The sequence below is a fragment of the Pontibacillus salipaludis genome (assembly GCF_014642405.1).
Taxonomy (GTDB): Bacteria; Bacillota; Bacilli; order Bacillales; family BH030062; genus Pontibacillus; species Pontibacillus salipaludis.
In genome coordinates, this window is the sequence record NZ_BMIN01000019.1 from 1 (window position 1) to 18,651 (window position 18,651).

An 18,651-nucleotide genomic window follows, 5' to 3' on the forward strand; every position below is an offset into this window, starting at 1 on the left:
CTAGGGCTTCGTAGTTTATCTCATCGATATAAACTTTTACGTCAAACTTAAGGAAACCGCCGAGTACGGACCCGTACGCTCGGTGGTGTGAGAGGACGGAGGTTAGTCACCTCCTCCTACTCGATTAGGTATAGATTACTTGGAATGACGTAACGGTCAACGGAATGTCGTAAGAGTGGGGAGCAGTGACCAAAGTCATGCGCTGAATGACGAAAGCTTAGGCTGGAGTGACGAAACGGTCAACGGAATGTCGTAAGAGTGGAGAGCAGTGACCAAAGTCATGCGCTGAATGACGAAAGCTTAGGCTGAAGTGACGAAACGGCTATAGGAATGACGTAAAAAAGCACGCAGTTCTAAACTGCGTGCTACTCCGTTATCTCTTTATACATCAATTCTTCATCTAAATAGTGACATTCTTTAAGCTTTATGGCGCGTGGTTCGTGTCCGTATTTAGTGAAACCATATTTTCGATAAAGGTCGATCGCTGGTTGGTTCGTAGCGACAACGCTTAGATGGAGTTGTTCAATATGTAGAGATCGGGCTTTTTCTGTGCAGGCATCCAATAAGGCAGTACCGACACCTAGACCTCTTGTTTGCGGGGATACATACATGGCCAGAATGTGTCCTTTATGTTTGAATTTTGTGTGGGTTTCTGGGTGAAGGGTAACCACTCCACGAAGATGGCCATCTATAAAAGCTCCGTACGTGTGTGTACTTTGGTTGCTTAATTGATCAGCAGTGCGTTCTACAGGATTTGCCCTTTGTTTCGCTTCATCGTAAGTGGTAATAAAGGCTTCTGGGTTAGTGAGTAGAGATTCAAGGCGTAGGTTCCAATAATTTTCTGCGTCAATGGAGCCTAATCGTTTAATGTCCATACCATACCTCCTCATGAATAGCAGTTGATCTTATTATACTGTTTTTATTCGAGTGGCGAAATACCAATATAATTTATTCCTTATAAGCCCCCTTATATGGAACACTTGAATTCAAGAAGATTCCTTCTTACGATGAATAGAAAAACGCTCCCGTCAACTTTTATGGAACTTAAGGTGGTCCTGGAAATCACTCGCTTTCCGCGGGCGAGCTGTCGAGCTTCCTCGTTCGCTTCGCTCTCTGCGGGATCTCGTCTAGCTCTTTCTCCCGCAGGAGTCTCGCAATTTCCAGGACCACCTTTGCGTAACAGGGAGAGACGGGAGCGAGCCATATATGGTATGCGGTGCTATAATACAACCATTTGAGGGGCCGTTCATCCAATAAACGTTAGGGCAGGCTTGGGGACTGCGAGACTCCCGCGGGGTAAGGAGCTTAGGGGAGACCCCGGAAAGCGCGTAGCGATTGAGGAGGCTTCCTAGCTCCCCGCAGGAAAGCGAGTTGTCCCCAAGCCTGCCTAGCACTTATAAACATAACGGCCCCATACACCATAAAGTGTCTCAGTTTCGAGTCTTCAACAATTCTGCCCTATTCTTGAACACTTTGTTAGATGGAATTGCTTTTTTTGGGGTGAGGGAACTTAAAAAGAAAATAGCACCTGGCCAATGCCAGGTGCTTATTGTATACGGTGAAATTCATTTTTAGCGATAGAGTGTAACAAGCGTTGGGTTAGGTAAATCGCGGCACATATGCCTAATAGAAGCAATCCCATTGTGAGTGCTACGCTTGTAAAAGGGAGTTTCCATACGATCACCAAAAATATTCCAAAACCGCATGCTTGTATCAGCATACTTTGTAGCGGTACAAATCTTGCTTTGAATACTTGTTGTTCATCGCTCCAATTGAGCTTAGGCTGTTTAGCGTCTAGATATACACCGAACAGGTTAGAGAACCAACTCGTTCCTAAGGCTAAACATAACCATAGGATTATATAAATCAAAGGAATGTTAATGACAAAGGCGAATACGGCAAAAAGGATAACGAGTGAGATCCCTTGAATTAGGAAAGCGGAAAATGCCTTACTGAAAAGAATGGTTTTCGGATGAACTGGCATGTATAAGTTCGTAAACCAACTTCGGCCTTCGCGTGAGATGGCGGTTGTAGCGGTTGGATTGGTTCCAAGCACAAATAAAGTGAATCCAATCATACCGATTAATAAATATTTTCCATCAACGGTCCCGATTTGATCAGTGAGTTCTCCAATTCCGTTGTCGAGAAAAAGCATGATGGCCAAAAAAATCGGCGCAAACAGATTTTGAACAACGCAATTGATAAAGAAAGAAGGGGTACGAAAAACAAGTTTAACCTCTTTCCTTGTGTAGCTCCAAAATGGTGTGAGGTTCTTATTGCTTGAATGAATATCGACGGATTTTCTGCTCTTACCTCCTCCTGATACTCCTCTAACTCCATGGTAGTATAGCTTCTGTCCAGCTAGTAAGAAAATGGTCGCACTCATCAAGGTAATTAGAATAAATGCGATGAAAGCGAGTAGAGATTGCCACAAAGGAAGTTGTCCATTTAGTGATTCTGTAGCTAAGAAGACGTTTGGCAGAAATTTTGTCGTATTCCATAATACATGCTCTTGCTCTGCTAGCCACTTGCCGACATCTTGAGAAACATTCCCTGCATCTTGGTTAAGTCGAATGACCACATTAATCCCGATAATGAACACTAGCGAGAAAACACCAGCAAATACTTTAGTACGATCCTTATTCTTTGAAATGTTGGCATAACGCATAACAATCATCATGAGTATGCTAGCAAGGATAAAAGGAACAATCGGGAATAAAAGCAACGTAATTAGGGCTATTAAGTAATAACCGATTGAAGCACCTGAATACATGCCATATAGCAAAAATACAGGTCCAAGGCCAAATAGTGTAAAACCATATACCGATACAAGAGGCCCAATTGATTTTCCTAATATGATTTGATAAGGATGCAAAGGGAGTGGAATATAAGTTTCGATATCATCAGAGAAATAAAAGGATGTCAGAATCGAAGGAAGACTGGTAAACAGCAGTAAAATGCTGACGAGTAACAATGCTAAACCTAAGATCATATTGGATAACCCAGCTGGAGATAAAATAGTATAAAGACCAGCAATGATACTATCTAAAAACCAAAACCAAATCACCAACATCAATAACGTAAGGACTCCTATAATGGCTGTGTTCATCTTCTGCCCGGTACTTTTACTCGACCAAGAGAAATGCATCTTCATCATGATTTTACTAAGTTGGATTGTTTTATTCATGCTCTGTCAGCTCCAGGAAAATATGCTCAAGCGTTTCGTCTGACTGGTATTTCTCCCGCATAGCATTCATCGTTCCGTAAAATTGAAGTGTACCATCTTGTATAATCGCAACTTCATCACACAGCTGTTCCACAACTTCGAGTACATGAGTAGAGAAAAACACCGTTTTGCCTTTTGCTGCATGCTCGCGCATCATTTCCTTTACAGCATAAGATGATTTAGGATCGAGTCCTGTAAGAGGTTCATCTAGTATCCATACATCAGGATCATGAAGAAGAACGCCTGTAATGACGATCTTTTGGCGCATGCCATGTGAATAGGTTTGGATGGTGTCATTTAAGACGTCGTAGATCCCGAAGGTTTTCGTAATACGCTCAATTGTCTCTTGGCGTATATCTTTTGGAACGTCATACATGTCTCCTATGAATTGGAGATACTCTATTCCCTTTAAGCGCAAGAATTGATCAGGGTGGTCCGGCACGTAGCCGAAGGAGCGCTTAGCTTCAATTGGATTTTCTGAAATATTATGTCCATTGATTGTAATGGATCCTTCATCAATTGGAAGGATGCCTGTAATCATCTTGATTGTTGTTGATTTCCCCGCCCCGTTAGGCCCTAGAAAACCAATAATCTTTCCGTCTGGGATGGAAAGATCAAGTTGACTAACAGCGGTTTTATTTTGATTGTACTTTTTAGTAACATGATTGATCTCAATCATATAGGCCCACCTTTATAAACTATTACTCGTTCATACGAATGAGTGAAGAAAATGTTTCGTAATTTATCATAGCAGATAAAGAGGAGGGCTACTATTAAAGGTTAGATTATTGGTTAAGTGAAAGCTCCGTCATTTCTAGTGTGTCTACTGTTGCTTCTTGGTCTCCAGGGGTAATCCGGTAAGCAGCTGATTCTGGTCGTGATGTAATGGCAACATGAATATCCCTTCCTACAAAATGAATGGCTGCTCCATCATCTAGAGCAAATCCCGTTAGAATTTGCTTTTCTTGAATGAAATCTAGATAGTTTTCTTTCCATTTTGGTTCTCCGTTATAATGAGGGCACAGACTTCCGGGTAAGAAATCGAGTCCTTTAACTGTGCTCATTCCTCCTGGGGTGGAGTCTGAAAGTCCTTCATTAAACCAACACATGGCTCCTGCGCTTAGACCAGCTAGAATGATGTCCTCATTCCAAGCTTTCTCCAAAATTTTATCCAGTCCCCATTCCTTCCAAAGGGCTAGCATGTTGCGCGTGTTTCCGCCACCTACATAAATGATATCTTGTGATAGAAGAAATGCCTCATAGTCCGTTACTTCTGGTTTTAGTAATGATAAATGAGCCGGTTCGCAATCTTCTTGGTTAAAGAAATCATAAAACTTTTGGATATAAGCTTCGTCATCTCCACTAGCCGTTGCTAAAAAGCAGATTTTCGGACGAAGTTGTTCAGATTGATTTAAAATATATCGGTCGAGTAAAGGGTTATTGTCCTCTGCAGAAAATCCCCCACCGCCCATAGCAATTATATTCATGTTACTTTCCTCCTCTTCGATGTTCGTGTTTGCTACCTTAAATGTTATAATATTAAGAAAAATGATATATGAAATTCCCTATCTAGTGCAAGCTATATTATTTAATTCTTTCAATCTGCTAACCTGTAATGTTGTTATTTATTTAAACGCCTCAAGTTCTCATCAAACGTAACGGACCTATATACACAAAAGTCTCTCAACTTAGAGTCTGCCTCATAAGGGTGCTTATATGGAAGAATCAACATGAACAGATTCTAATTCTTATAGAAAGGAGAACGAGTATGAGATTAGTGTCAATCTGCCCGAGTAATACGGAACTTCTTGCTTACCTCGGATTGATCGATCAGTTGGTCGGTGTGGATCAATATTCTGATTGGCCTGAGGAGGTAAAGGAGTTGCCACAACTTGGTCCTGATTTATCGATTGATATGGATCATGTTGAAAGCCTACAGCCTGATTTGGTTCTTGCTTCTTTAAGTGTGCCGGGGATGGAGCGGAATATTGAAGAGTTAGAAAGACGGAACGTACCTTATATCATTCTTAATCCAAATTCTCTTGAAGAAATAGCAGAGGATTTAATGAAGATTGGGGCTCATACGCAAACGGAACAAAGGGCTAAAGAGGTGGTTCATGCCTACCGTTCAATCATTGCACAATACCAACAGTTAACAGATACGATTAAGGATAAGCCGACACTCTATTGGGAGTGGTGGCCAAAGCCCATTTTCTCACCGGGTGGCCCTAATTGGTTAACAAAGATCAGTGAATTAGCCGGTGGTCTAAATGTGTTTTCAAATGAAAAGGAAGCAAGCGTGAAGCGATCGTGGGAAGATGTGCGAATGATTGATCCGGAGGTTGTCTGTATGGCCTGGGTTGGAGTGAAAGAGGATAAAATGAAGCCAGAGGCTATTCGTAAACGCCCAGGATGGGAAGAGGTGCAAGCTGTAAAAACGAATCGGATTTTTATACTGCAAGAAGCATTATACTGTCGTCCATCCCCCCGTTTGCTATGGGGGTTGCAGAAATTAGCGTATCTCCTTCATCCAGAAGTGTATCCAGTGCCTGATGATAAAGATCCGTTGTTGAAGATTTTGGTGAATCGTTAGAGGATAGTTTTTGTAATAGAGCATGGGAGAGGAGTGGGAGAATGGGGCGAGAAGTTGTCATTGTTGAAGCCGTCAGAACAGCAGTAGGAAAAAGGAAAGGTGTTTTTCGAGACGTACACCCTGTTCATATGGCAAGTACCGTCTTACATGAACTTGTTCAACGAGCGGGCGTAAGTAAAGCGCATATTGAGGATATTGTGATGGGGTGTGTATCACCAATTGGGGAGCAGGGATATAACATCGGTCGTCTCGCGGGACTAGAAGCAGGTTTTCCTGTAGAAGTTCCGGCGGTGCAATTAAACCGAATGTGCGGCTCGGGTCAGCAAGCAATTCATTTTGCAGCTCAAGAAATCTTGGCTGGAGATATGGATGTCGCGATTGGAGCAGGCGTTGAAAATATGTCGAAGGTTCCTATCTTAAGTGATGGGGATGAACGAACGATTCCTGACTCTCTACATGATAAATATGAATTTATTCATCAAGGTCTTTCAGCGGAGCGAATCGCTCTGAAATATGGTTTCACAAGAGAGCAGCTAGATGAATACGCTTATGAAAGCCATCGGCGTGCGGTTCATGCGATCGATTCTGGCACATTTGACAGGGAGATTATGCCTTTAAAGGGGTTATCCAAAGAAGGGGACTCGATACTAGTCCAGCAGGATGAGGGCCCCCGTAGAGGTACATCAATCTCAAAGCTTCAGAAGCTTCAGCCAGTTTTTAAGGATGATGGATTGATTACAGCAGGAAATGCGAGCCAGATGAGTGACGGAGCAGCAGCTGTACTATTGATGAATAAAGACAAGGCCAATGAGCTAGGATTAAAAGCAAGAGCTCGGATTGTTAAGCGAGTTGTAGTAGGGTCTGATCCGACGATGATGTTAGATGGGGTTATTCCTGCTACCAAGAAAGTTCTCCTTCAAGCTGGTTTGACAATTGACGATATTGATTTAGTGGAAATTAACGAGGCGTTCGCACCTGTTGTCCTTGCATGGCAAAAAGAGTTACAAGCAGATTTGAAAAAGGTTAATGTAAACGGAGGAGCGATTGCTCTAGGGCATCCTCTTGGTGCCACTGGTGCGAAGCTTATGACCACTCTTCTTCATGAGTTAGAACGTAGTAATGGACGTTTCGGACTCTTAACGATTTGTATTGGTCATGGCATGGCGACTGCTGCTATTATTGAACGATTATAAAGATTGCTATAAACGGGGGCACGTATGCATGAAGAACCTGCCAATTAGGCAGGTTCTTTTACATTTATTCGTCTAAGGAATCTGTACATAGAGCTGATAGTATCGTTTTTTTGAACTGAGGAGTGTTCTCTCGCAGATCTTTAACGCTATAAATTCCTGTGTAGTATTGAACGATTAATCCGTCTACAAAGGCTACTAGAATAGAAGCACCGAGATTATGATGGATCATAGGATACTTATTGTCTTTGTCGAGCTTAGACAACATAGACTGAAGGTGATCGACCATTTCGTTAAAAGCGCCTGCAAAAGTAGTTTGGTAAACCTTACCTTGGGTGTAACGGCTCATTACGGATTTTATCATATCAATGTTTCGATCATTATAGTCCCAAGAATCGTATAAGAATTGCTCAATAAAATCTTCCACGTTTTCGCATTGGTTATTATTTAACGCATGAATATAGTCGTCTTCTAGCTGTTTTAATATATCATCCATATTGTCATGGGAAATGCGGTGTTCCATGTATAACCCTCCTTTTTTCTGATGGAGAGAAATTACCCGGAAGGACTGAGAAAGAAACGTAACTTTTTTATGTCTCTTCTCATATCCATTGATCTGGATTATAATGGTTTAAATTTGAATGATGAAGAGGGATGAAAGTGCAGGCAAATTCAGAGGTTGTAGAAAGGTCTAATGCGGGGATTAGCCATTCTTTAAAAAGAGGGGCAATGGCTGGGCTTCCGATTATGTTTGGGTATCTTCCGATTGCGATTACATATGGTGTATTAGCAAGTGAAGCAGGTTTAAATCTTTTTGAGATCACTATGATGAGTGTGATGGTTTTTGCTGGGGCAAGCCAGTTTGTAGCAACCAATATGATTTTAACTAGTGTAAGTGCAATTGAGATTATACTAGCCACCTTTGTTCTTAACTTCCGTCATTTTGTAATGAGCTTTTCATTTATGAATCAAATTCGCTCGTTTTCACTTAAATGGAAAATACCGCTCTCATTGGGGTTAACAGATGAAACTTTTGCTGTTGGTTCACTGCATAAAAAAGAATCTAAGGATCCCTATGGAGGTTGGTTTTATGCGGCTATGATTCTAGTATCTTATTCTTCATGGGTTGGAGGTTCATTTTTAGGAGGGGTGCTTGGAGAAGTGATTCCAACTGCCCTAAGTCAAAGTATGGTAGTGGCTTTGTATGCGATGTTTATCGCTCTTTTAGTACCATCTATCAGAAGGGAATGGAAAATTGGGATTATTGCTATCATTAGTATGGGTGTTAATTATATATTATCAGCTTTAGGGGTTAGTAATGGATGGGCCATAGTTGTAGCGACTCTTGTCGGTGGAGCGAGTGGTATTGGACTGTTAAAGGAGGAAGAAGCATGATGTTGGTTATCATTGGTATGGCGATTGTAACCATGGTCCCTCGTGTATTGCCTGCGTTTGTCGTAGATCGATGGACGTTCCCTGACTGGGTTTCCCGTTGGCTTAATGCGATCCCATACGCTGCCCTTGGAGCTCTTATTTTCCCTGGTATTACTACTGTCATTGAGGGGAAGCCTCATATTGGCCTCCTAGCAGGCGGGGTAGCCATAGCGCTTGCGTTCTTTCGTGCGCACACCATTGTAACCGTGTTGGCCGCGATTGGAACGGTATATATCCTTACCATTCTATAAAAAGGCTTCTGTCACGCTGTAGGGCTATGAGCATATAGTATAGTGAGCTTATTACGGAAGGAGCCAGACAGCATGGATTATAGACAGAATGACGGGTTAAATTGGCTTGTTGGTCAATTACTTCCAGGTCAAGGCGGATTCGGAGGCGGTTTTGGAGGGGGATATCCTCAACAACAGCCACCATTTGGTCCACCACCTGGGCAAGGCGGGGGAGGTCAGCCGCCGTTCGGCCCACCACCTGGGCAAGGCGGGGGCGGTCAACCGCCATTCGGCCCACCACCAGGTCAGGGACAATTTAATGGTTACGGCGGCCAGCCGAGTGTTTTCGCAGTAGACCCAGGCTCGTTTTATGGGTGTTTGTACCGTTACACACGTGTTCGTTTAAATAATGGGAGAAGATTCTGGTACTACCCAACGTTCATTGGAAGAACCTCTGTTGGAGGATATCGCTGGCGATCAAGCCAAAATCGCTGGGTATATTTTGTTATTGATACGGACCGCATTGCCTCGTTTTCTTGCTCATAAAATAAAAAACGTCATCGAAAGGTGGCGTTTTTCTATACATAATAGCAAATACCGAATACAATGAAAGTAAGCGTTTGCAAATGCTTGATCAGGGGAGGGGAAGCAGTTGTATACAATTCGAAGAGCGACCCAGGAAGACGCTAGAGCAATAGCTTATGTTCATGTGGAAAGTTGGAGAACGACCTATAAACCGCTTCTCGAGGAAGAGGACATTCAGAGTTTAACACTTGAGAACCGCATAACGTTATGGGAAACAATCTTAAAAACTCCTATTAACAATCAAACCATTTTTGTGGCCACTGATGAAACGGATCGGGTGGTAGGATTTATATCTGGTGGAAAAGAACGTACGAAGGTTTACGGATATGACGGAGAGATCTATGCAATATATTTACTAGATGAAGTAAGAATGAAAGGCCTTGGTACAGAATTATTAAAAGCGTTCACGAATGATATGGCTCAAAAAGGGTATGGTTCGATATTAGTTTGGGTACTAACGCGTAATCCGAATAAGAGATTTTATGAACGATACGGGGCTATTGCGGTAGAAGCAGAAAATATAACGATTGGGAAAGGTACTTACGAAGAAACAGCTTACGGATGGAAACACCTCGATCACTTGCTTGAGACGTTACCTGCTTCATCATAATAGGACCAATGCGCATGGCGAACGAGTTTGTTCATGCACACGTTAAAAGAGCTTGGGATATCCCAAGCTCTTTTGTATACTTATAAAAAAATGATGAAAACGTCCAAAGGGAATTTGAGATTGAATGGATGTAAGGTTCTCTAAATTAAGATATCTACTTTTCTTCTTCGTGATACGGCTCAATGTGAATGTGTGCATAATGAATACCATGTTCATCAGCTAATGAGTTTTCAAGGCGATCTGTTATATCATGACCTTCCTGAACACTTAGCTGTGGATCGACTAAAATCGTCGCATCAACAAGCACTTGATTTCCGTGTAAGCGTGCTTTCACATCTTCTACCACTTTCACATCGGTATCTTGCTTGAGTGTATCTTTTACTTGATCAAGAAGTTCCTCATCAACACCGTCTGTTAACGTATGGGAAGCGTCACGGAATATTTCATAAGCGGTTTTACAAATAATGAGTCCTACGATGAAACCAGCTACTGGATCCAGCCAATAGGCCCCAAATTGTGCACCTATAATTCCGATAAAAGCACCTATACTAACAAGGGCGTCGGATCGATTGTCTTGAGCTGCTGCGTAGAGTGAATGACTATTAATCCGTTTAGATAAGCGTAAATTATAGCGATAGACACCGTACATCACTACAGCTGCACCAGCTGCAGTCCAAGCGGTAAGTAAACTAGGTTGTTCGTCGTGACCGGCAAATATTTGTTGAATGGTTTCGTATATAACTTGTAGGCCGACTGTCATCATAATGAAAGCGGCAATGAGTGAGCCGATCGTTTCGGCGCGGAAATGTCCATAGTGGTGGTCTTTGTCAGGTGGCTTTCTGGAGATCCGTAACCCGATTAAGACGGCTAAAGATGCGATGACATCTGTTACGTTGTTCAAACCATCTGCGCGTAACGCTTCAGATTGACCGACTGAAGCAATAATTAACTTTGTAGCAGACAATATGAGATAAGCACATATGCTAATCCATGCACCCTGCTCACCTTTTTTTAGGTTCTCATATTCATTCATAAATTGATCCTCCGTTCCCTTTCAATAAACCTTATATAGCTTACCAAAAGGGGTTCATATGAGTCTAGAGAAAAAAACGTTGCTATCTTCACTTCTATTGTCACCATAAAATAATGTTTCCTTAACCCAATTTTATATCCTGAAGCAAACAATAGGTAAAAAGACCTGATTTTTGTCATATTTGTAATCAAAATGTCGAATAGGGGATTAATCTACTCTCAAAAGGGTACCTGCTTATTAAGATATTATTTATATGTTTTAGGTAACAGAAACAAGATCGGTAAACGGCAGATTCGGCTTTTGGAAATTTCAATGACAAAGGAGTGAGGCTATTGGTTAAGGAAACGGTAATCATTGAAGGCTCTGTACGTGGTATGAAGTTCTCAAAGCCTGTGTTATTGCAGTACAATCCTTCTGAGGAGAACATAGAAGAGGCTATTATTAAATTCTTTAACAGTCGTGCCCAATCATTTGAAGAACTAGCCGTGCAACGCGGTTGGAGAGATTCATACTGGACGTTCCCGCAATATTACGAACTCGTCATTTAATACATTATTAAGTAAAGGGCAACCCTATCAGGGTTGCCTTTACTTATGCTCGATTTTCTTCACGATCGATGTGGCAGGACAAGTATTCCAAATTTGCTTGTTAGGAAGAATTGAAGCTAAGAGAATGTTTCCTTAACTTTAATTGAGCGTAAGGTGGTGCGGGAAATCACTCGCTTTCCGCGGCGAGCTGGGGAGCCTCCTCAATCGCTCCGCGCTTTGCGGGGTCTCCCCTAGGCTCCTTCTGCCGCAGGAGTCTCGCGATTTCCCACACCACCTTTACCATATGTATAACTGACGGAAACATGCCGGATAAAGAAGTAGCATTGCCAAAGACCCCTCGCAATATATCAGGTTTGGGGCCGTTCGTAAAACTTCTGCCAGGGGTGTCTGGGGAACGGGGAGACTCCTACGGGAGAAAGAGGTCGACGAGACCCCGCAGGATGGTTTTCCCGAGGAGGCTCGACAGCTCGCCCGTGGAAAGCGAGTCGTTCCCCAGACACCCCTACCACTCAATAATCGTAGAGGCCCGGTCAATACTCAGATTACCAAAAAATATCTCGATATTGAAACTCTTTGTTTTGAAGTAAGTGTGTGGTGGGTATATACTATAGGTATCCCATTTATTTCATGATGTGGAAATGATGGGTGGACTATACTGATTGGATAAAAGGAGAGATAAGTTTGACAAACATTGCAGTGATTTACTACAGTTCGACCGGTACGAATTACAAATTAGCTAAGTGGGCAGAAGAGGCAGCTAAGGAAGCTGGTGCTGAGGTGAAGCTTGTTCGTGTTGCAGAAACGGCACCTGAAGAAGCGATTGCTCAAAATCCAGCCTGGAAGCAGCATATAGAAGAAACGAAAGATGTACCTGTCGCTTCAAATGATGATCTTGAATGGGCTGATGGTTTTATTTTTAGTGTACCAACCCGCTTTGGTAACGTTCCAGCTCAAGTGAAATCATTTTTAGATGCAACGGGTGGTCTATGGTTTAACGGGAAACTTGTCAACAAAGTAGTAAGTGCAATGTCTTCCGCTCAAAACCCTCATGGCGGTCAAGAGCAAACAATCACAAACCTTTACACCACGATGTTTCACTGGGGAGCAATTGTAGCTGCACCAGGTTACTCAGATCAGTCTGTCTTTGCTAGTGGCGGAAATCCTTATGGGACTTCCGTGACAGTTGATGGGGATGGAAATATGCAAGAAGATGTAGAATCGGCTGTAAAACACCAAGCGAAACGTACGGTTGATATTGCAAGCCGTATTCATGGTAAATAAATAAAACATGGTAGGCCATCCCCCTGAGGATGGCCTTTTTACATATAATCTTTTACTTTTCCAAAATAAACATTTCCTCTGTATTTGGCCAGATTACTATTAAATTGGATCCATACAGGAGCTTCAGAGAGGAATGGATTCATCTCTACTAACCACCGTTCTCCGTAAAAGATCCCTTTTAGAGCCGTCCCCATCTCGCGCATAAAAATTTGATAGCGAATATCTTGTTGAGTTTCAGGAAAGGCATTTGTCCCCACTAATACGCTTCCTTGAAATACTACAGAGGTGTTTGGCTGTTGTAATGACCACCAGCCAAACACCTCGTCACGCATCTCGTTCGTCTGGTCGAATGCAAGCTCCTTTGAAACCGTTAGAAATAAGTCACCTGTTTGATCCGAGTGAGTGAGTGTATAGATACGTTCAGAAAAAGGTGTGAAGTGGGCAATATCAGGGCGGTATTGAGTGTAAACTTTGTAAGGAGAGAAACTCATCTATTGTCCCCCTATTCTTTAAATTGGAATGACTTGAAAGATTGATGTACATTATCTTATTCACGTTACTGTAATAGGGAACAATTTAGAGTGAAAACATACGTATTTCAAAGGTTTAATAGAGAAAATCATGGGGAAGATAGAATTAATAGTTATTTTATCAGAAAATTGTTTCAATTTAGAAAGATCTATCATATACTACTTAAAAGGGGGAGAGTTCCATGAGAAAGGAAAAAGTGTCGTACGCCCTAACTTGGTTCCCGATGAAAGATCGAGATGTGATTCATGCCAAACGTGATGTGCCTTACGAGATTAGATTAGCAAGCACTTTAGCATTAGATGAGCTTTGCTACAAGTGGAACAAATCAAACCTGGAATCTCAGATCAACGAAGCAATTGACCAAGGTGATCATGAACGACTCGTTGAATTAAGTGAACTTTACAGACCATACACATATGAATAATCATGTATACATGCAAAAAGCGCTTAGAGCTCAAACTCTAAGCGCTTTTTTTTTGCTAGAACATAAACGTTTACCTAGAATAGAGGTTCCCTTCTTGATCTAGAAGAGCTTTGAAAGAAATGGAATTCAAATAATTATATTGAGCTCTCTTTTCTTGTTCTGTATATGGACTGATTTTATCGTTCTTTATGACAAAAGGGTGAAACGTCATGGATGTACGTTCCTCTTTAAGGGTCACTTCAAGAACTCCTGTTTCTGCTGTTTTCCCAGTTACATAGTTTGGGAACAGGAAATTCCCTAGTGAGTAAGCGATTGGTTTCCCATTATACACCTCAAAACCTTGTAGTACGTGAGGGTGTGAACCAATTACCGCATCCACTCCATGGTCAACTAAGGTGCGAGCAATATGGGTTTGGTCTTCGTTCGGTAAATTAACCTTCTCATCACCCCAATGGTAATAGACGAGCACATAATCGACTTCTTTTTTCACTTTATCTACGATAGAGAGCACTCGATCAAGTTGATACCCGCTTGCGACACCTGGAGTATGCTTCCCTGCATACCAGCTTAGGTCAGGTAAAACTTCAGAAAAGGCTAATATGGCAACGGTTTGATTTTTTATAGAGATTCGCTGCTCCTGATAAGCTTCTTTTTGATTGTGACCAGCGCCTATGTAATCGATGTTTTTATCTTCTAGTGCTTTGAAGGTGTCTAAAAGTCCTTGTACGTTATAATCCAGTGTATGATTGTTCGCAAGACTGACCAGGTCCACTCCTGCATTTGATAACCCATCTAACAGAAGGGGAGAGGCTTTGAAATTATAGAGCTTTGGGAAAGGGGTCGTTGTATTTGTAATAGGTGTTTCTAAATTGACCACGGTATAATCACTCTTTTTAAATAAAGGAGCTACATGTTGAAAAGGGTAATCCGGACCTGAATCTTTCATTGTGGTCACAAGGGAATACTCCATTAATACATCTCCACCAAATGTAATAGAGATTGGTTTTTTAGATTCAGAAGATACATGTAATAAATGACAAAGGGGAGTCCAACTTGAAAGGAGCCATCCATATTCTTTACAAGTTGATTGTAAATCATCGGCATTCTTGACCTTTGCTTCAGAAAACGTAGGAAGCAAAAGAATAAATAAAAGTAGGGAAAGTACAATGGTAATGTATGATTTCCGTTTCATAATGAAGATAATCCTCTCTTAAGTGATTTAGGAAAAATAAACCAAATAATTGTTCAAACGTATTATAATAGAATCTAAGCTTCAGTGGTATCCGGAATTGGACCTATCCATTAGCGCCCATACTTCCTGAGTTACATGAAGCGAGTCGAACTTGTAACCTTGATGAACGTATGGTATTTAGAAAAATTAGGTCTATAACCTCTTTATTTCCAGTTAATGCTGTGATGTAATATATAGTACAAATGAACGATTTAAAAAGGTGAGGTTGTAATTTGAGCGGTCACGCTTTCTTTATAGAGTAATAGATTAAGCAAAAGAGTTTGTTCTCCTTTTGCTTCTTTTTTTAAAAATAAACCGAACATATGTTCTTGTTTTTGGGGGTGGTGAAGAATGAGAGAGGTAGAAGAGAAGTTTTATAAGGAGTTTCCGAATTTAAGAGGGAATCAGGCTGTAGAGGCATTTTTGCGGAAGCCGGAACACCAGGAAATGTTAAAAGAATTCGTTGATTCACCTAGTCAAACTAGAAAAGAACATTTAGACCATGCTTTTAAGGTGTATTACTTCGGTCTTCGTTTCACTTCCTATTTAAATACATCCTTATATTTTCAAAGTGTGAACTATGATAAAAGGATGAGGCGATTCGCTGAACATAATGCGCTAACTCTCGATCAGTCAGTTGGGGATGAGGACGGAACTACTTTTAAGGATCAGCTGCTGAATGAAGGGGAGATTTTATATATGGAGTCTCCTACTTCTTTGAAAGATTGTATAGAGGATGATCGGTTGCTAGAAGCTTATTTCTTGCTAACGGACAAGCAAAGAGAGGTTCTTGATATGGCGTACCTCTTTGAACTCAAGGATACAGAAATTGCTAAAAGAATGAATACATCTCAACAAGCTGTTTCAAAATCCCGTAAAAAAGCTTTAAAAAAATTGAGGTGTTTATTAACGAACGGATAAGAAAGGGGGGAGATCTTATGGTTGCTTTATACAATTGGGTGAAGGAAGCACAAAGTGGATATGGGACAGAGGAGAAGGTTATTGATACATTCATACCAAAAATAAAAAAATCACTCCGACTGACGAAGCCGGCTAACAGAGAGGATCTGGAGCAAGAATTGAAGCTGTGCGTCATCCACTACGTTAGGAGCTATTCATTAGATAAAGTCCCAGGATTAGTGGATTTGAATGAACAAAGGAATTCGTAGAAAGGGGGATATTGATGGATTATTTGGTTTTTATTCAGCTACTCGGGAACTTTGGTTTTCCGATTGCAGTAACGATGTTCTTACTAGTAAAGTTTGATAAAAAGCTCGATAAATTAGAAGAGGCAGTATATTCCCTTCCCCAATCAGCAGACAAATTAAAAGAAAAGAAAAAGTCATAAATAGAGCGTTCTCCTTAGAGGAGGACGCTCTTTTCACTGTGCACCAATAAAAAAACGAACACCACTATTTGGTGTTCGTAAGTGCTAAACAACTTAGGGGACCCAACCATGTAAGAACCATCCTTGATCTTACTTATTGTTTCCGATTCATTAGCGCCGTGCTTGGAAGGATTATTCTTCATGAATCCGTTTCCTCCGACCTACCGTTCGATTTGTAAAATTGACGTCGCTGTTTTTACAAAATGTGAACGTCTTTCTCATCCTTAATCGCTTTTAGAGTGAAACGATCATTAGGCTACCGCATAAGGAGTAGATGTAACGTTTCCTTATGGGTCATCGTCTAAGAAAGTGAGGCGTACACTCTACTACCCAGTTGCTTCAACATGGCTTATTTGGGGCATTGGTTTAATCCTTTTCACAGGAGGCGTGTTCCCACTCTCAGGCCATATTCTTTGTTCGCTTGGAAACGAACTCGCGATGGTTGAGCCGCTTAATTTGTTTAGCTGTACTGTTTTTCTTTACACCTTTATTATACCACCCTTTCTTTTTTTGCAACGGAGTAATTGTGTCGCTTTTGTTAACGTTTTCACATTTTTGAGAGGAGTGTTAATGGAAGTAAAAGGGGAGAATAAAAGCCTTTATTCTTTTGTCATCTTTTTCTAAAACGTGTTATATTGTAAAGTAACTTGATACAGAAAGGAAACACATCATGAGGAGAATATTTCTGATCGGGTTCGTTAGTATGTTAGCTCTGACCGCGTGTCAATCCAGTACAGATGAAACCCAACAAGCAAAAGAAAATGCATCAAAAAATACGACTATAACACAAAAAGAAAACCGTTCTGAAGACGATTCAAACCAAGATCAAGATCATTCAGATGAGAGCCAACAAGATGAGAATCAAGAACAAACAAAAAAAGAAAACGAATTGAATGAAGAGAACAATGAATCTGAACAACCGAATGGAAATGAAGATTCTGACTCTGACGAACAAACGCCAAAGCAGGAAGATTCGAATCAAGAAGAATCCAGTGATTCAAATGCAGAGGTTGTGGATAACCCTACAAGTGTAGAGGTCGTTGTGAACAAACAACGTAAACTACCTGATGGGTATACGCCTCCTGATTTAACTGTTCCACAAGTGCCATTTTATTTTGATGAGTTCCATCAGAAAAAGCAAATGCGAGGAGTTGCCGCGAGTGCCCTTGAGGAGTTGTTTGAAGGCGCAGAACAAGCAGGTATTGATTTGGTGGCTGCTTCTGGATATAGGGCTTACGAGAGACAAGAAGTCATTTTTGCAAGCAATGTAGATAAGCATGGGGAAGAGCATGCTAGGCAGTTCTCAGCTGTTCCAGGACACAGTGAGCACCAAACAGGACTTGCAATGGATGTTACAGTTGCCAAGTTGTCATTTCAGTTGAGCCAAGACCTTGGAGATATGAAAGAAGGGGAATGGCTGGCGGAAAATGCTCACAACTATGGGTTTGTTATTCGTTATCCAGAAGGAAAGACACATATTACAGGGTATGAATATGAACCATGGCACTTACGGTATATTGGAAAAGATGTAGCAACTAAAGTATATAATCAAGATGTTACGCTTGAAGAATTTTATAACATGGTTCCATAAACGGAAAAACCAGTCATTCTAACAGAATGACTGGTTTTTTTTTGTCTTCATATTAGTAGCAGATGCCAACTCTTTTGTTGAAGAAAGAGGGGGAGTCAAGAACCTCATAGGCAAAGCGGGCAGTATCATTTGTGGATATCTTCTTCCCATCTTTAGGCAGGAGATCGAACTCGAATCGAACCCCACCCTCTTCTTCTCCATCTGGTAAATAAGTGGGGCATATTATCGTCCAGTTTAAAGATGATGATTGAAGTTCCAAATAAGCTTTAAGATGTTCTTCAGCTGCAAATGTTTTGGTTCGCTTCGATTCTGAAGATTGAAATCTGTATTTCCCTTCTTCATAACGACTATTAAGAATTCCTGCTGTTCCGATTGTAACAAGACGGTTGATCCCCTGCTTTTCCATCACTTCTCTAATAAGGGGCATGCTGTCTGATAGCGTAGTTGTCTTGTCTGTTCCTAGACTAGAAAAGACTACATCGCATCCATTAACTGTAGCACGAATGTCTTCTTCCTGTGTTGCATCACCGACGATATGGATTGCTTCAGGAATTAGCTCTTGAGCCTTATCCTGATCGCGAACGAGTGCTTGGATCGTGTGTCCCTGATGGTAGGCCAAGCGGATAAAGGAGCTGCCCACACGTCCGGTGCCTCCGAATACTGCAATTTTCAATATACGCACCTCATGTTCGTTAAAATTGTGTTAAAATTTAGAAAATAAAACGTTTTCTTAAAAGGGTTTCTGCTATGCTAGTTT

At 41.3% G+C, this 18,651-nt stretch carries 22 protein-coding genes; 13 read left to right on the plus strand and 9 right to left on the minus strand.

From position 1 onward, the window contains the following. Positions 1 to 365: 365 nt before the first annotated feature. The 4 genes from IEW76_RS16740 to IEW76_RS16755 form a co-directional block, all read right to left on the minus strand. Entirely contained in the window at positions 366 to 875 is a 510-nt protein-coding gene (locus IEW76_RS16740; protein WP_188655579.1) for a GNAT family N-acetyltransferase, read from the minus strand. Between the two features lie 671 nt (positions 876 to 1,546). Further along, the gene (locus IEW76_RS16745) at positions 1,547 to 3,187 is read right to left on the minus strand and encodes a putative ABC transporter permease subunit (protein ID WP_188655580.1); all 1,641 of its coding nucleotides are present in this window, start codon (positions 3,185 to 3,187) and stop codon (positions 1,547 to 1,549) included. Then, positions 3,180 to 3,905 carry an ABC transporter ATP-binding protein gene (locus tag IEW76_RS16750; protein ID WP_188655581.1) on the minus strand — a complete coding sequence of 242 codons (726 nt, stop codon included), beginning with the start codon at positions 3,903 to 3,905 and terminating at the stop codon, positions 3,180 to 3,182. Before IEW76_RS16750 ends, IEW76_RS16745 begins: the two co-directional genes overlap by 8 nt. 106 nt (positions 3,906 to 4,011) lie before the next feature. Continuing rightward, complete coding sequence (locus IEW76_RS16755; RefSeq protein ID WP_188655582.1) at positions 4,012 to 4,713, minus strand: Type 1 glutamine amidotransferase-like domain-containing protein; 702 nt, start codon at positions 4,711 to 4,713, stop codon at positions 4,012 to 4,014. A 281-nt stretch (positions 4,714 to 4,994) separates the two neighbouring features. On the opposite strand from IEW76_RS16755, the gene IEW76_RS16760 reads away from it, so the two are divergent. Then, positions 4,995 to 5,819 (plus strand): cobalamin-binding protein, encoded by an 825-nt coding sequence (locus IEW76_RS16760; protein ID WP_188655583.1) that lies wholly within the window; start codon positions 4,995 to 4,997, stop codon positions 5,817 to 5,819. A gap of 41 nt (positions 5,820 to 5,860) precedes the next feature. Further along, on the plus strand, positions 5,861 to 7,012 hold the full coding sequence (locus IEW76_RS16765) for a thiolase family protein (RefSeq protein WP_188655584.1): 1,152 nt from the start codon (positions 5,861 to 5,863) through the stop codon (positions 7,010 to 7,012). A gap of 64 nt (positions 7,013 to 7,076) precedes the next feature. Here the strand turns inward: IEW76_RS16765 and IEW76_RS16770 are convergent, their stop codons facing one another. Continuing rightward, entirely contained in the window at positions 7,077 to 7,532 is a 456-nt protein-coding gene (locus IEW76_RS16770; protein WP_188655585.1) for a hypothetical protein, read from the minus strand. Between the two features lie 131 nt (positions 7,533 to 7,663). On the opposite strand from IEW76_RS16770, the gene IEW76_RS16775 reads away from it, so the two are divergent. The 4 genes from IEW76_RS16775 to IEW76_RS16790 all read left to right on the plus strand — a co-directional run bounded on the left by IEW76_RS16775 (position 7,664) and on the right by IEW76_RS16790 (position 9,868). Continuing rightward, positions 7,664 to 8,404 (plus strand): AzlC family ABC transporter permease, encoded by a 741-nt coding sequence (locus IEW76_RS16775; RefSeq protein WP_188655586.1) that lies wholly within the window; start codon positions 7,664 to 7,666, stop codon positions 8,402 to 8,404. Further along, positions 8,401 to 8,694, plus strand: a complete 294-nt coding sequence (locus IEW76_RS16780) for an AzlD domain-containing protein (protein WP_188655587.1) — start codon at positions 8,401 to 8,403, stop codon at positions 8,692 to 8,694. The genes IEW76_RS16775 and IEW76_RS16780 overlap by 4 nt, the downstream gene beginning before the upstream one ends. Positions 8,695 to 8,766: 72 nt before the next feature. Then, positions 8,767 to 9,219, plus strand: a complete 453-nt coding sequence (locus IEW76_RS16785) for a hypothetical protein (RefSeq protein ID WP_188655588.1) — start codon at positions 8,767 to 8,769, stop codon at positions 9,217 to 9,219. 106 nt (positions 9,220 to 9,325) lie between these two features. Next, the gene (locus IEW76_RS16790; protein ID WP_188655589.1) at positions 9,326 to 9,868 is read left to right on the plus strand and encodes a GNAT family N-acetyltransferase; all 543 of its coding nucleotides are present in this window, start codon (positions 9,326 to 9,328) and stop codon (positions 9,866 to 9,868) included. Positions 9,869 to 10,022: 154 nt separating this feature from the next. On the opposite strand, the gene IEW76_RS16795 is transcribed toward IEW76_RS16790, so the two are convergent. Beyond that, a complete protein-coding gene (locus IEW76_RS16795; protein WP_188655590.1) occupies positions 10,023 to 10,901 on the minus strand; it encodes a cation diffusion facilitator family transporter in 879 nt (292 codons plus the stop codon). A gap of 332 nt (positions 10,902 to 11,233) precedes the next feature. Here IEW76_RS16795 and IEW76_RS16800 point away from each other — a divergent pair, with 332 nt between their 5' ends. Together IEW76_RS16800 and wrbA are read left to right on the plus strand one after the other, a co-directional pair. Then, positions 11,234 to 11,449 carry a hypothetical protein gene (locus tag IEW76_RS16800; protein WP_188655591.1) on the plus strand — a complete coding sequence of 72 codons (216 nt, stop codon included), beginning with the start codon at positions 11,234 to 11,236 and terminating at the stop codon, positions 11,447 to 11,449. Positions 11,450 to 12,130: 681 nt separating this feature from the next. Continuing rightward, entirely contained in the window at positions 12,131 to 12,730 is a 600-nt protein-coding gene (wrbA, locus tag IEW76_RS16805; protein ID WP_373286014.1) for an NAD(P)H:quinone oxidoreductase, read from the plus strand. 38 nt (positions 12,731 to 12,768) lie between these two features. Here wrbA and IEW76_RS16810 read toward each other — a convergent pair whose 3' ends face one another. Continuing rightward, entirely contained in the window at positions 12,769 to 13,221 is a 453-nt protein-coding gene (locus IEW76_RS16810) for a staygreen family protein (protein ID WP_188655592.1), read from the minus strand. A gap of 221 nt (positions 13,222 to 13,442) precedes the next feature. On the opposite strand from IEW76_RS16810, the gene IEW76_RS16815 reads away from it, so the two are divergent. After that, positions 13,443 to 13,685, plus strand: coding sequence for a hypothetical protein (locus IEW76_RS16815; protein ID WP_188655593.1), 243 nt, complete (start codon positions 13,443 to 13,445; stop codon positions 13,683 to 13,685). A 70-nt stretch (positions 13,686 to 13,755) separates the two neighbouring features. On the opposite strand, the gene IEW76_RS16820 is transcribed toward IEW76_RS16815, so the two are convergent. After that, positions 13,756 to 14,877: a CapA family protein gene (locus tag IEW76_RS16820; protein WP_188655594.1), complete on the minus strand. Its 1,122-nt coding sequence runs from the start codon at positions 14,875 to 14,877 to the stop codon at positions 13,756 to 13,758. A gap of 390 nt (positions 14,878 to 15,267) precedes the next feature. On the opposite strand from IEW76_RS16820, the gene IEW76_RS16825 reads away from it, so the two are divergent. From IEW76_RS16825 to IEW76_RS16840, 4 genes are all read left to right on the plus strand, one after another. Beyond that, positions 15,268 to 15,837, plus strand: coding sequence for an RNA polymerase sigma factor (locus IEW76_RS16825; protein WP_188655595.1), 570 nt, complete (start codon positions 15,268 to 15,270; stop codon positions 15,835 to 15,837). A gap of 17 nt (positions 15,838 to 15,854) precedes the next feature. After that, positions 15,855 to 16,085 carry a hypothetical protein gene (locus IEW76_RS16830; protein ID WP_188655596.1) on the plus strand — a complete coding sequence of 77 codons (231 nt, stop codon included), beginning with the start codon at positions 15,855 to 15,857 and terminating at the stop codon, positions 16,083 to 16,085. A gap of 14 nt (positions 16,086 to 16,099) precedes the next feature. After that, positions 16,100 to 16,264: a YvrJ family protein gene (locus tag IEW76_RS16835; RefSeq protein WP_188655597.1), complete on the plus strand. Its 165-nt coding sequence runs from the start codon at positions 16,100 to 16,102 to the stop codon at positions 16,262 to 16,264. A gap of 709 nt (positions 16,265 to 16,973) precedes the next feature. Further along, a complete protein-coding gene (locus IEW76_RS16840; RefSeq protein ID WP_229721281.1) occupies positions 16,974 to 17,894 on the plus strand; it encodes a M15 family metallopeptidase in 921 nt (306 codons plus the stop codon). Between the two features lie 52 nt (positions 17,895 to 17,946). On the opposite strand, the gene IEW76_RS16845 is transcribed toward IEW76_RS16840, so the two are convergent. Then, the gene (locus IEW76_RS16845; RefSeq protein ID WP_188655598.1) at positions 17,947 to 18,567 is read right to left on the minus strand and encodes an NAD(P)-dependent oxidoreductase; all 621 of its coding nucleotides are present in this window, start codon (positions 18,565 to 18,567) and stop codon (positions 17,947 to 17,949) included. Between the last annotated feature and the right edge of the window lie 84 nt (positions 18,568 to 18,651).

Coding starts and splice junctions, on each gene's coding strand:
- IEW76_RS16740 (WP_188655579.1), bottom strand. CDS start 875: ATGGACATTAAACGATTAGGCTCCATTGACGCAGAAAATTATTGGAAC.
- IEW76_RS16745 (WP_188655580.1), bottom strand. CDS start 3,187: ATGAATAAAACAATCCAACTTAGTAAAATCATGATGAAGATGCATTTC.
- IEW76_RS16750 (WP_188655581.1), bottom strand. CDS start 3,905: ATGATTGAGATCAATCATGTTACTAAAAAGTACAATCAAAATAAAACC.
- IEW76_RS16755 (WP_188655582.1), bottom strand. CDS start 4,713: ATGAATATAATTGCTATGGGCGGTGGGGGATTTTCTGCAGAGGACAAT.
- IEW76_RS16760 (WP_188655583.1), top strand. CDS start 4,995: ATGAGATTAGTGTCAATCTGCCCGAGTAATACGGAACTTCTTGCTTAC.
- IEW76_RS16765 (WP_188655584.1), top strand. CDS start 5,861: ATGGGGCGAGAAGTTGTCATTGTTGAAGCCGTCAGAACAGCAGTAGGA.
- IEW76_RS16770 (WP_188655585.1), bottom strand. CDS start 7,532: ATGGAACACCGCATTTCCCATGACAATATGGATGATATATTAAAACAG.
- IEW76_RS16775 (WP_188655586.1), top strand. CDS start 7,664: ATGAAAGTGCAGGCAAATTCAGAGGTTGTAGAAAGGTCTAATGCGGGG.
- IEW76_RS16780 (WP_188655587.1), top strand. CDS start 8,401: ATGATGTTGGTTATCATTGGTATGGCGATTGTAACCATGGTCCCTCGT.
- IEW76_RS16785 (WP_188655588.1), top strand. CDS start 8,767: ATGGATTATAGACAGAATGACGGGTTAAATTGGCTTGTTGGTCAATTA.
- IEW76_RS16795 (WP_188655590.1), bottom strand. CDS start 10,901: ATGAATGAATATGAGAACCTAAAAAAAGGTGAGCAGGGTGCATGGATT.
- IEW76_RS16810 (WP_188655592.1), bottom strand. CDS start 13,221: ATGAGTTTCTCTCCTTACAAAGTTTACACTCAATACCGCCCTGATATT.
- IEW76_RS16815 (WP_188655593.1), top strand. CDS start 13,443: ATGAGAAAGGAAAAAGTGTCGTACGCCCTAACTTGGTTCCCGATGAAA.
- IEW76_RS16820 (WP_188655594.1), bottom strand. CDS start 14,877: ATGAAACGGAAATCATACATTACCATTGTACTTTCCCTACTTTTATTT.
- IEW76_RS16825 (WP_188655595.1), top strand. CDS start 15,268: ATGAGAGAGGTAGAAGAGAAGTTTTATAAGGAGTTTCCGAATTTAAGA.
- IEW76_RS16830 (WP_188655596.1), top strand. CDS start 15,855: ATGGTTGCTTTATACAATTGGGTGAAGGAAGCACAAAGTGGATATGGG.
- IEW76_RS16835 (WP_188655597.1), top strand. CDS start 16,100: ATGGATTATTTGGTTTTTATTCAGCTACTCGGGAACTTTGGTTTTCCG.
- IEW76_RS16840 (WP_229721281.1), top strand. CDS start 16,974: ATGAGGAGAATATTTCTGATCGGGTTCGTTAGTATGTTAGCTCTGACC.